Raw genomic sequence first — 13,132 nt, forward strand, 5'->3', positions numbered from 1 at the left:
GCGAAACTTCAATTAATAAAAGAATAGAAGAATTGTTTGTACTCGATTCTACGTAAAGTGTCATTAATTATGAAGGGGGGTGTGTTATTCATTTGGTAAGTCCAAAACAAAGGAGGTAATTCCAATTAATTCTTTATTTAAAAGTATTGTTACAGGTGTATTTTTACTTTTACTGACTTTTGTTTTTGCTTCTAGTACGTCTCTTGCGCTAGATGGTGTCTATCATGATCCATATGGTATGGATGGTCTTTACGATAGCAAGCCCACAGAGAGAACCCCAAGAGACCCCGTCGAAGGACAGGAGGTATCGATTCAAGTAACAACTTGGCCTGTTGAACCTGGACAGGCAACTTGGGTAACCTGGACAAAGAATGGAGTGGTCCAGCCTGTAGTTAATGGTGATTTCAAATATAACGATGGAAACAACACATATTGGGAAATAGACTTAGGTACTTTCTTACAGGGAGATGTTATTGAATATACTGTCCGTGCAGATCAGGACGGTGCAAATGAAAAGAATTTAGGGTCTTTTGAGTTTACCGTAACAGGTTGGGAAACGATTACATCTATTGATAATTACTCTGATCATAATAATTTTATAGAGTTTACAGGTTCATCTACTAATAATAACTTTGTTCCAAAAATGAGCCTGTCTTTTATTGCTGATGATGTATTCAGAGTTCAAATGAGTCCGAATAGTACAGCTGTTTTTGAAAGCGCTCTCAACAACTATTCGGTATCCGAAAGTTCTAATGAAATCATTGTTAGTACATCAGAATTACAGGTTAAAATACAAAAAAATCCATATAAGATGAGTGTTTATGAAGAAGACGGAACAACTTTAATAGCCGAAGAATATGACCCTTCTCAAAACAATACAGTTGGATGGTTAACAGACGGTCAAAATTCAATAAATAAAGTTGAAAATCATTTTTATACACCAACAAATGAAGAGTTCTTTGGTTTTGGAGAACGTTATAATCAAATTGGAAAAAGAGGAACCGAGGTAGACAACTATGTGTACAACCAATACCGTGATCAGGGAGAGCGTACTTATTTGTCAGTTCCATTCTTTGTGAATACGAATGGCTATGGTGTATTGGTTAACTCTACTTACTATTCTAAGTTCAAACTAGCAACTGAAATAGATGATATGTATAGTTTCACAACAGATACATCTGGTGATACCGATTCCATGTTGGATTATTACTTTATTCACGGTAATGATCTTTCAGATGTGATTTCTAACTATACGGACATTACTGCTAAGCCAGAAATGTTACCGAAATGGGCTTTCGGTTTATGGATGTCGGCCAATGAGTGGGATCGCCAATCAGAAGTAGATAACGCGGTAGCTCAGGCCTCCAACTACGACATTCCTGCCACTGCGATGGTTCTGGAACAGTGGAGTGATGAACACACATTTTATGCATTTAATGATGCTCAATATACCCCTGTGTCTGGAGGTCAATCACTGAGTTATGAGGATTATAGTTTTAGTGGAAAATGGCCGGATCCTAAAGCAATGGTTGATAATGCACATGCTAACGATATTAAAGTATTGATGTGGCAGATACCAGTCTTAAAATATACACCTTATCAGTACACCCAAAAAGATAATGATGAATCCTTTATGATTAATCAAAATTATGCCGTTTTGAATGAAGACGGTTCTCCTTACCGTGTACCAGAGAATAAATGGTTTGGAAATAGTCTTTTAGTTGATTTTACAAATCAGCAAGCTACTGATTGGTGGATGTCAAAACGCAGCTACTTGTTTGACGACATTGGTATAGATGGTTTTAAGACAGATGGTGGAGAAATGGTATGGGGAAGAAATGTTAATTTTAACAATGGAAAAACTGGAGATGAGATGCGAAACCAGTACCCTAATGAATATGTGAGAGCTTATGATGAATTTGCCAAATCAAAAAAATCAGACGCTCTGACTTTTAGTAGAGCTGGAACTACAGGAGCACAGGCTCATGGGATTTTCTGGGCGGGAGATCAAGCATCTACTTTTTCTGCATTCAGAGATGCGATAAGAGCTGGATTATCTGCAAATACTTCCGGGATTCCATTTTGGAGTTGGGACTTAGCAGGCTTTACGGGTGATTTCCCTACAGCAGAGCTCTATAAACGTTCAACAACCATGTCTGCCTTTTCTCCAATCATGCAATTTCATTCTGAAAAAGCTAATCCTCAGGTAAGTGAAGAAAGGTCACCTTGGAATGTAGCAGACCGCACTGGTGATGCTACTGTTATTGATACTTTTCGTGAATTTACTAATATGAGGATGAACTTGCTTCCGTATATCTATAGTGAAGCTAAAAAATCCAGTGACTATGGAGTACCTTTGATGAAGCCATTAGCAATCGTTTACCCTGAAGATTCTAATACTCACAACATTTCTACTCAGTATATGTTTGGAGAAAATCTTCTTGTGTCTCCGATAGTAGAACAAGGGGCTACGTCACGGGAATTATATTTACCTGAAGGTGAGTGGATAGACTTCTTCTATGGGGCACAACGTTCTGGAAATCAAATGATTACTTATAGTGCAGGAGTAGATGATATTCCCGTTTTTGTGAAGAGTGGCAGTATTTTGCCAATGAATTTCAATGGCTCTTACGAATTAGGCGGCACTATTGGTAGTAATTTAGAATCGTATGAGAATTTAACTTTCAGAATTTATCCGAATGATACATCTTCATATGAATGGTATGACGATATTGAAGGTAATGTTAAAGAAGTTGTATCTGCCGAAGATTATGATTTCGGCACTGTGACAGTTAATGTTCCTTCGACTAATACAGATACAACGCTTCAAGTATTTTCATCTAAACCGGCCGCAGTCACAAATAACAACACTGTTTTGACCGAATATTCAAATATAAATAACTTTATTACATCCACTTCAGGTTGGTTTTATGATTCAGTTCAAAAATTAACTTATGTAAAGTTAAGTCAAAATGAAGTTAATCAAACTGTCGTTTTAAGTGGTGTTCAAAAAGCAAGTTATGAAGCAGAGTTTGCTGAACATTATGGTGTATCAACAAATACAAATCATACTGGTTACACTGGAACAAGTTTTGTAGACGGTTTTGCTGAACTTAGTGATTCTGTAAGCTTCAAGGTTCAATCTTCAACCAGTGACCTTTACACGCTTGAATTTAAATATTCTGCCGGAACTGAGAATGCTTCTAGAGAGATTTATGTCAATGGCACAAAAATAACCGATCTATTTTTAGAAAAGACAAGTAACTGGGACACGTGGAATAATGCGGTTATTGATGTTGGTTTAATTAAAGGCTTAAACACGATTGAAATTCGATATGGCGCCACTAGTTATAGTGGTATAAATATTGATTCCTTATTAATCCGCTAGTCGCAAATTTATAACGAAAGAAGGCAAATATCATCGCAGAGTTGATGTTTGCCTACTTCTATAGAGAGGAGAATATTAATTGGAGTTAAAACAAAAGTCTTTAAATATCTCTATTTTTAATTTCTGTATTGTACTATTTACGTTAATTTTCCTACTAATGCCCTTTAACAAAGCAGAAGCAGATGTAGGGGAGCTTGGGGATATCATCGAAAGTTCTGTAAATCAGGGGATATTGGAAGTAATAATTGATAATGGCGTGAATCCAAATAACGATATTCTTGTTTTAGAGCCTTTAAAAAATGATTTAATTCGAATTAATTATCGACCTAATGGTGAGGATGTAAGCCCGGACACACCAATACTAGATCCGGGACGTGTATTTAATTATAATAACGCAACTTTTGATACAACATCTGACCCTATAACAATTTCGACAGATAAAATGATTGTTGAAATTGCTAAATTTCCTGCACGAATAACTATAAAACAACCCGACGGATCAATTTTACTATGGGAACCATCTGAAGGAGGAGTCTTTCATGATGGGGTACGCTTTAAACACAACATTGGCGATAATATTTACGGAATACGTAGTTTTAATGCTTTCGAGAATGGCGGTGGATTACTTCGTAATAATAATGAACATGGTGCTCACGCTGGTCAACAGGGCGATTCTGGCGGGCCGTTTTTCTGGTCAACGGATGGTTATGGACTCTTGATAGATAGCGATGGAGGCTACCCTTATACAGAGGAAGAAACAGGAAAACTTGAGTTTTATTATGGTGGTACTCCCGAAGAGGGAAGAAGGTACGTTAAAAGAGACGTAGAGTATTTTATTATGACGGGTAACTCTAAAGATATTATGAAATCTTTCACAGATTTAACCGGGAAATCTCCTATGATGCCTAAGTGGTCATTGGGTTTCTCGAATTTTGAATGGGACACGGATCAATCTGAGATGATCTCAATGGTAGATACTTATCGGGCGAAAGATATTCCAATTGATAGTTATGGGTTAGATTATGATTGGAAAGATTATGGCGAAGATAATTATGGTTCGTTTCGTTGGAATTCTGAAAAGTTTCCTGATAGCAGTAATGATAACTTTAAAACCATAATGGACAGTAAAGGTATTAATATGATTGGTATTACCAAGCCTAGAATTGTAACTGAAAATGAAAATAAGCAGAGAACGATACAATTTCAGGATGCAGAAAATGGGGGGTATTGGTATCCTGGTCATGGAGAATATCAGGATTATTTTATTCCTGTCAAAGTAAGAAGTATCGACCCTTATAATCCTGAGGCCAGAGGCTGGTTGTGGGATAACTATAAAGGAGCTTACGATAAGGGTATAGTAGGCTGGTGGAATGACGAAACAGATAAGGTATCTTCAAATGGAACAGAGTATTGGTTTGGAAATTTCACAACTTCACATTTTTCTCAGGCTATATATGAAGGTCAAAGGGCTTACACAAATGAGTCTGAAAGAGTTTGGCAAACAGCCAGAACTTACTATCCAGGCGCTCAAAGGTTTGGTACAACTTTGTGGTCAGGAGATATAGGATCACAATATTACAAAGGCGAGAAAATTAATTGGGCAGCAGGAATGCAGGAACAAAAATCTGTAATGTTATCTTCTATAAACAATGGACAACCAAAATGGGGAATGGATATTGGAGGGTTTAATCAGGAAGACGGAAAAATCACCAATCCAACGCCGGAGATGTACACAAGGTGGATGCAATTTGGAGCATTTACACCAGTATTTCGCGTCCACGGTAATAATTATCATCAACGTCAGCCTTGGTATTTCGGAAATACAGCTGAAGAAGTATCTAAGCAGGTGATGAAATTAAGATATTCATTATTACCATACATGTACACCTATGAAAGAAGTGCTCTAGAAAGTGGGACAGGGATAGTAAAACCACTAATGCAAGTGTATCCAGATTTAGAAAGTGTAGAGAATTATACGGATGGCTGGATGTTTGGAGACTACCTTTATGTTTCACCTGTAGTAGAAAAAAATCAAAAATCTAAAGAAATTTACCTTCCACCAGGTGAATGGATTGATTACTTTACTGGAATTTCTTATGAAGGAGACCAAACAATAAATTATGCTCTTAATTCTGAAGAATGGACGAATATCCCTCTTTTTATAAAAGAAGGCGCAATTATTCCGTCTCAAAAACCGTTGGATTATGTAGATCAGGAAGATATAACTGAAGTGACGGTAGATGTATTTCCTTCACCAACTGAAACTTCCTTTACCTATTATGATGACGATGGAAAAAGCTATGACTATGAACAGGGCACTTTCTTAAAGCAAAATATAAAAACCATTTCACAAAACGGGATAGAAGTAACAATTGAAGGAAAGCAGGGCGCTTATACTTCAGAATTAGAAGATTTTATATTTGAAATACATGGCGAAGCTGCTGTCTCTGTAACAATGAATGGAAGTCCTTTAAATTCTTATCAAGATAAAGAGAATCTATTAGAAGCGAGTGGCGAAGGTTTTGCTGTAGGGCAGGATGAGTATGGAAAAGTTACCTATGTAAAAGTCTCTGCACTTTCTACATTTAGTAAAACTTTAAAATTAACAGGAGATGCAAATGTTTCATCTGACACATACGTAATGGAAGCTGAAAGAGCCTCATTATCCGGTAATACCATCAATACCCAGGCATCTATAAATAATAATCACTCCAACTTTACTGGGGAAGGCTTTGTAGATGGTCTGGATCAAATAGGCTCGAAGGTTACTTTCTATCCAACTGCAAAAGCAACGGGTGAATATAGTATAAGATTGCGCTATGCAAATGGAAGTGGAGTTGATCAATCACTAAGTTTGTACGTAAATGGAGATTATAAGAAGCAAGTAGTATTTCCCCCTACATCAGGGTGGAATGATTGGTCAACAATTGAAGTGTCTGCACCCCTTAGCTCTGGTCAAAGTGTATTATCTTTTGAAAATAATACTGATGGAGGGGATAGTGGGCGTGTAAACATTGATCACATCGAAGTACCTTTTAAGTATAATACAGCTACCTATGAGGCTGAGGTTGCATCACTGTCAGGATCAGCATCATTAAATCAAAATCACTGGTTTTATTCAGGTGAATTTTTTGTTGATGGGTTAACGACTGAAGAATCGTCGGTTACCTTTGATGTATATGCACCGGAAGCAGGAAACTATGACTTAAGCTTAGACTATGCAAACGGCACACAAAGCGTACAAACGCTCTCCTTTATAGCAAACGGAGAACTCCAAGGTCAACTCTCCCTAAATCACTCAGGAGGTGATTGGAACGTGTGGCAAACAGTAAGTAATACTACTTTTTTAGCAGAAGGAATAAATAAGGTTGCTTATAAATATTCTGCTAATGATAGTGGTAATGTAAATTTAGATAAATTAGATATAAAATTATCTGCTGATTCATATAAGGTGCCTCCTAAAAACATCTTAGATAATGGAAGCTTTGAACGAGATATCAGTTTAAGTGATAACTGGACTGAATGGCATCCAACTGGTCAGCCGTTGGCTTTTGGAATAGATCAAGGAATCAGAACAAATCCTCCAGAGACAGCTTTTCATGGAGATCAAAGAGCATTTTTTTATCAATCAACAGCTTACAAACAAAGTATTCATCAGCTTGTCAATGTTCCTGGAAATAATGCAAATTATAATGTTGAAGCTTGGGTGCGGTTGAAAAATACTACTCCAAATATTGCTCGTATGGAAATCACAAACTATGGTGGGGCTAACAGGTATATCAATATAGCTCCAAATAATGAGTGGCAGTTAATTAAAGTGGATAATGTAATGGTATCAAATGGACAAATTGATATAGGTTTTTATGTAGACTCTCCTGGCGGAACAACTTTGCACATCGATCAGGTAAAAGTAACAAAATCTAAATAGTACTCAAAAAATTGTTGGTTGTGATTGAGTTTTTAGGTGTTTAATTAATGCAAAATTGATAAGAGTATATAGAATTCGCCTGGGATTTTTCATCCAGGCTTTTTTTCATTTTCAGAGATGCGATTTTGAACCTTTTTATAATTGGAGGTTTGATCAGTATATAACAACAAACAATTAATTCAGGACATGCTTCTTTCCTTCCTAGCTTATATTACTCAAATGTTACCGCAATCATTGTAATGCACTAAAAATAAGGATTAGTAATTTTCTTTTTACACTGCTATCAGTGAAACATTGAATGAGGATAGCTGATTGTTGATTGCAGCTACCAGCATTAAGAAATTACTGTGTGGATTAGTTCGGTAATTAATAGCTTTTTGAAAGGTATATGATTTCGATTACAAACTCCACCATGCAGACATCCAACACGATCATATACACAGACAACAGAGGTAATAATTCTATGGCTTTACGCTACTTTCTGGACCTTCACAACAATCATTTATCAGCGAAAAGCCATTTAAATCAATCACTACCCTGTCACTGGTCATGGCGGGGGTTTATTTATGCCCGTTGCACATTTATTGTCTGTTAAAATAAGGATGTAAGACATTAACATCTTGTCTGTAAATATGTTTCACGTGAAACAATTTGTCTTGAAGAAGATACTATGAATAACTTTGAAGAATATGATGACCCGGAACTTTATGATAAAGAGATTGAGAGCTATCTTCCTGAACTGCCATTCTTAAAAAAATGGGCATCAGAAAAGTCTGGCACAATCATTGACCTGGCGTGTGGAACAGGTAGAGTGACTATACCATTAGCTGAAAAAGGTTTTCAGGTAACTGGGATAGACGTACATAACGGAATGCTGAAAAAAGCTCAGCAGAAATCTTCTTCTGCAGGGGTAGAGGTAGGTTGGCTTAAGCAGGATTGCATGAACCTGAACCTGGAGATGAAAAGCCCGCTGATCTTTACAGTCGGCAACTCATTTCAACACTTTTTAACGAATGAAGCGCAGGACGGTTTACTTTCATCAGTCAATCGACATTTGGAAGATGATGGCATATTCATCTTTGGAACAAGGTTTCCAGGCGTGGAAGAACTACTTCAGCCAACTACCGAAGAATACTGGAGAACTTATCGGGATGGCGAGTATAAAGTCGACGTCTCCACAATCAGTCACTATGATGGGCTTGAACAGATCCAGCACTATACGACAATTAGAAAATATAAAGATGGTCATGGTGAGATTGTTGATGAAAAGCGTACCAATATCAGCCTGAGGTATGTATTCCCGAAGGAAATGGAGAGGCTGCTCACTTCGCACGGCTTTGAGATTGTAGAAATCTATGCGGACTGGAAAGAGACGCCGGTGACAAATGAGAGTGATGAGATAATTTACGTTTGCAGGAAAGTCTAAACTTTTGAGAGGAGAAAGCTATGACAGCAGAGTTTGAATTTATCAGATCCTTAAAAAATATGAATTTTACAGGGCTGTATTCTGACCGGCTCCTCATTTATAAAGATAATAAAAGTGAGTTTCACATGAATGCAACGACAGCGCTTCTAGGGTTTAGAAGGCTAGAAGAATACGTAGAAGAAACCTATTTGCACATAGAATGGGATGAGGACTTCGAGACAGGTCACGATTTTCTGGTAATAAAGGAACAGACGGCCCCTGAGCCCCTTGAATATAAAGAAATTAATGAGCCGCAACAAAAATACCTGATCTCTGCATCAAGCTATCTGTCAGCTCACGATATTGTGAAAAATGTATGGGCTTATGGGTATTCAGAGGAGTATGGAAGTCAGCGCCATACCATTGTGCTGGAATTCGAAGACTCATTTTTTAAGATCCAGGCAACGCCAGCAACGGATTACAGGATTGTAAAAGAATTTCCGAAACCATCCATCTATGACGTTATTCTTCTGTCCACTGAACATAGAAAGGAACTAGATCAGCATGAAGGTTCATGACACGACGATTAAACTGAGGCATTTGTTATTAGAAGACGTGGAATCAGCTTTGGAATGGAGCCGGGACGCAGTGTTTTGTCAGGCAAATAGCTGGCAGTCAAACAGAGATACGGACGACGTTCGGCGCTGGTGGGCGAACTCTGTGAATCATCCACCGGAAGGCTTTATCCGACTGGGAATTGTGAGAGATGAGATATTAATCGGTTACGCAGATTTAGCATCCATCAATGGGAATACAGCTGAGCTTGGACTCGCGATTGGAAAGAGTGGATTGTGGGGTAAAGGAATTGGCGCTCAGGCAGCGGTGCTGATGATGAATTATGGTGCCGGGGAGTTGGGTCTCACCACATTTTACGCAGAAACCCATGAAGCAAATATCCGGTCGAGGAGAATGCTTGAGAAACTGGGTTTTCAGGAAGTCAGCAGAGTTGGGTATGAAGAATATAAGGATAAGAATAACCGGCTGATTCAATTTCATTGTACGTATGAGTAGTTGAGTGCAAGGATGCTTCCTGCTCACTTACATAACACCTACACGTTTTATCATCTTTTAAAAATACTGCAATGAAAATTAGGAAAAGAAAGGAATTCACAGAATTAATCTAGAAGTAGACTGGGTAGCAACAGTCTGGAGGTAGTCATATATGGGTATTAGGAACCTGATAACGGACCGCTCTTAATGAGATTTATAATTAAGGAGTGGTTCCAGTGGAATGGGTTAAAGATTTCTATACAAAACAATACGAATGGATGAATATAAACGATGAAGACATGCTGCAGGCAGAAGAAGAACGGCTTCAGCATTTAGAACAGTTTGCCGGTAAATCATCAGTCCGGAAAGTCCTTGAACTGGGTGGAGGGAAAGGGTATTTCGCTGTGGCAGCTGCAAGGAAGGGCTATGACGTGAAAATGATTGAACTCACAGAAAACGCTGCAGCCTATTCGCGTAATCTCGCAAAGAAATATGGCGTATCAGAAAAAATCACCGTGATTCAGGGAGACTTTTATGAGACAGCACTTGCTGAGCAGTTTGATGCGGTCTGTTATTGGGACGGGTTTGGTATCGGTACGGATGCAGATCAGCAGCGCCTGTTAAAGAGAATAAGGGATTGGCTCAAGCCTGATGGTACCGCATTGATTGACATCTATACACCGTGGTTCTGGGCAAAAGCAGCAGGGCAGCGAATGGAGCTCGGGAGCGGAATGATTAGAGCATACGATTTTGATGCGCACAACTGCCGGATGCTTGATGCATGGTGGGAGCTGGGGAATGAAGTGAGTAAGGTTGTACAGTCACTCAGATGCTACTCGCCTGCAGACCTTAAGCTTTTGCTGAGTGGAATGGATATTGAGATATCTCACTGTGAGCCTGGTGGTGCCATGGATTATGATGCGTGGCAATATCATAAGAAAGTACCTTTGGGTGAGGCGATGGGGTATTTAGCTGTGTTGAAATAATATACATTAAGAGCACAACAGAGGCTAATGTAGCTCCTGTTGTGCTCTTTTTAATTTAAATCGTACCAATATCAATCACAAAACGATACTTCACATCAGAATCCATCACGCGCTGATACGCCTCATCAATCTCATCGGCAGAAATCACTTCAATGCTTGGTGCAATGTCGTGCTCTGCACAGAAATCAAGCATCTCCTGTGTCTCACGGATGCCGCCAATCATTGACCCTGCAAATGAACGTCTGTGTGGAATTAGTGAAAATACATTGATATCAAGCGGTTCAGCAGGTGCACCGACATTAACAAGCGTACCGTTCAGTGTGAGCAGTGAAAGGTAGGCATTCATATCAAGCTTTGCGCTGACGGTATTAATAATCAGATCAAAGGTGCCTGCAAGCTTTTCAAACGTTTCTTCATCACTTGTCGCATAATAGCTGCTTGCACCAAACGCTAAACCATCTTCCTTCTTATTCAGCGTCTGTGAAAGAACTGTCACATCAGCGCCCATGGCATGCGCTATTTTAACCGCCATATGTCCAAGACCGCCCATGCCGACAACGGCTACCTTTTTACCCGGACCGGCCTCCCAGTGATTTAAAGGAGAAAATGTTGTAATCCCTGCGCATAAAAGCGGTGCAGCTTTATCCAGTGGAATACTGTCCGGAATACCGAGCACAAAATCCTCAACAACGACGATATGTGTGGAGTAACCGCCCTGCGTCGGCTCACCGTATTTATCCACGCCTGCATAAGTAGGGACATTCCCTTTTAGACAGTATTGCTCCTCGCCGGCTTTACAGTTTTCACATTCGCCGCAGGAATCAACCATACAGCCGACACCTACACGGTCACCGACTTTATATTTTGTGACGTTTTCACCGACATCGGTGACCACGCCTGCAATTTCATGACCCGGCACCAGAGGGTAATTGACTTCGCCCCAGTCGCCATGTGCAGTGTGAAGGTCTGAGTGACAAATGCCTGCAAACTTGATTTCAATCAGAATATCCTTTTTATCCAGCTCACGTCTGGTGATTTCAGCCTCGCGAAAAGACTTGTCCGGACCATCAACAGCTCTGGCTTTAGCAGTTACCATTTTAAAACCTCCAGTGTCATTTTTGAAAAAGGTGGAATGCTGCTTGCTTCAGCAAACCACCTTAACCTTTATAGTTTACGCTGAGTCAAAAATTAAACCTTTAATCTATTAAACTCGTAAATAATGTGCAAGATGGGGACGACCTGCATCACTTGACTTCCACACCTGCACGCATTAACATAATCACTGAAAACTCCATACGCATTAAAGTCTTTCTAGGGTTCCGCCATTATGGGTCTGGTCCGAGAGAAAGCGCAAAGAGCGATCTTTGTACACGGAGGGAGAAAAGCCCGGGAGATACCACTTTATAAGTGATATGTCCCGGGTTTTTTATTTTGATAGAAAAGGAGCGATTTGGATGTGGTGGTTTGTTGTAGCAGTTGCAGCACTGTTTGAAATTGGCTGGGCTACCGGCTTGAAATATGCGAATGATGGATTAACGTGGACGCTGACAATTGGAGCAATAGTTGTAAGCTTTGTTGGCTTACTGATGGCATCAACACGCCTTCCGACAGCAACTGTATACGCAGTCTTTGTTGGGCTGGGCACTTTGGGAACAGTCATCGTTGATATGATTTTCTTTGAGGCGGGCATCAATGCAGGCGTCGTATTCTTCGTCATCATGCTGCTGGTAGGCGTCATCGGGTTGAAATTTGTTACAGATGAAAATGGGAAGGAGGCGCAGGAATCATGAGCTGGGTAGCACTCATCATTGCAGGGTTTTGTGAAGTACTTGGCGTGAATGGCATGCAGCGGATCGCAACCGGTAAAAAGATAAGTGGCTTTGCGCTTCTGGTTCTTGGCTTTGTAGCAAGCCTGAACCTTCTCTCATTTGCCATGACAACCATTCCTCTTGGCGTTGCCTACGCAGTATGGACAGGTATGGGAACAATCGGTGGTGTCATAGTAGGAATGATATTCTACGGAGATTCTGCAGATCGCAGGCGAATTTTCTTTTTGACGCTGATTGTGGTGGCGGTTGTCGGATTAAGGGTTGTGACGAATTAAATAAGGCGGCACAGCAGGGGCGTGGTTCAGCGATTCAGTTGTATCATCATCCTAAAAGCGCGGCAGTTAACGCCATCCTGGAAGAGGCGCTTTAATCAAATCCCCCGGCTGAGCATTCAGCCGGGGGATTGCTATTTAGATGATAGGCCTTTATACACTATTCTGCGAAGGTGGTGCATTTAGTTGAGAACCACCCGGGTTTTTCTCCGAACACACGCATCTATTCTCCGAACAGCACGTGTTTTTCTATGAACATCACCCAATATTCCAC

The 13,132-nt window shown here is 39.8% G+C and carries 9 protein-coding genes and 1 riboswitch; of the genes, 8 read left to right on the forward strand and 1 reads right to left on the reverse strand.

Features of this window, described 5'->3' with window-relative positions:
• The first annotated feature begins 79 nt into the window (after positions 1 to 79).
• From ACH6CZ_RS06530 to ACH6CZ_RS06555, 6 genes are all read left to right on the forward strand, one after another.
• Entirely contained in the window at positions 80 to 3,388 is a 3,309-nt protein-coding gene (locus ACH6CZ_RS06530) for a TIM-barrel domain-containing protein (protein WP_374096624.1), read from the forward strand.
• A 79-nt stretch (positions 3,389 to 3,467) separates the two neighbouring features.
• Positions 3,468 to 7,316, forward strand: a complete 3,849-nt coding sequence (locus tag ACH6CZ_RS06535) for a TIM-barrel domain-containing protein (protein ID WP_374096625.1) — start codon at positions 3,468 to 3,470, stop codon at positions 7,314 to 7,316.
• 670 nt (positions 7,317 to 7,986) lie between these two features.
• The gene (locus ACH6CZ_RS06540) at positions 7,987 to 8,742 is read left to right on the forward strand and encodes a class I SAM-dependent methyltransferase (protein ID WP_374096626.1); all 756 of its coding nucleotides are present in this window, start codon (positions 7,987 to 7,989) and stop codon (positions 8,740 to 8,742) included.
• Positions 8,743 to 8,762: 20 nt separating this feature from the next.
• Entirely contained in the window at positions 8,763 to 9,299 is a 537-nt protein-coding gene (locus ACH6CZ_RS06545; protein WP_374096627.1) for a hypothetical protein, read from the forward strand.
• Complete coding sequence (locus ACH6CZ_RS06550; protein ID WP_374096628.1) at positions 9,286 to 9,792, forward strand: GNAT family N-acetyltransferase; 507 nt, start codon at positions 9,286 to 9,288, stop codon at positions 9,790 to 9,792. The genes ACH6CZ_RS06545 and ACH6CZ_RS06550 overlap by 14 nt, the downstream gene beginning before the upstream one ends.
• A gap of 215 nt (positions 9,793 to 10,007) precedes the next feature.
• Positions 10,008 to 10,757 carry an SAM-dependent methyltransferase gene (locus tag ACH6CZ_RS06555; RefSeq protein ID WP_374096629.1) on the forward strand — a complete coding sequence of 250 codons (750 nt, stop codon included), beginning with the start codon at positions 10,008 to 10,010 and terminating at the stop codon, positions 10,755 to 10,757.
• 55 nt (positions 10,758 to 10,812) lie between these two features.
• On the opposite strand, the gene ACH6CZ_RS06560 is transcribed toward ACH6CZ_RS06555, so the two are convergent.
• Entirely contained in the window at positions 10,813 to 11,853 is a 1,041-nt protein-coding gene (locus ACH6CZ_RS06560; RefSeq protein WP_374096630.1) for an NAD(P)-dependent alcohol dehydrogenase, read from the reverse strand.
• Between the two features lie 204 nt (positions 11,854 to 12,057).
• Positions 12,058 to 12,152: riboswitch (guanidine-I (ykkC/yxkD leader) on the forward strand.
• Positions 12,153 to 12,211: 59 nt separating this feature from the next.
• Between ACH6CZ_RS06560 and ACH6CZ_RS06565 the strand changes: the two genes are divergently transcribed.
• A complete protein-coding gene (locus ACH6CZ_RS06565; protein WP_374096631.1) occupies positions 12,212 to 12,547 on the forward strand; it encodes a DMT family transporter in 336 nt (111 codons plus the stop codon).
• Entirely contained in the window at positions 12,544 to 12,861 is a 318-nt protein-coding gene (locus tag ACH6CZ_RS06570; protein ID WP_374096632.1) for a DMT family transporter, read from the forward strand. The genes ACH6CZ_RS06565 and ACH6CZ_RS06570 overlap by 4 nt, the downstream gene beginning before the upstream one ends.
• The last annotated feature ends 271 nt before the right edge of the window (positions 12,862 to 13,132 follow it).

Source organism: Jeotgalibacillus sp. JSM ZJ347 (assembly GCF_044383825.1).
Taxonomy (GTDB): domain Bacteria; phylum Bacillota; class Bacilli; order Bacillales; family Jeotgalibacillaceae; genus Jeotgalibacillus.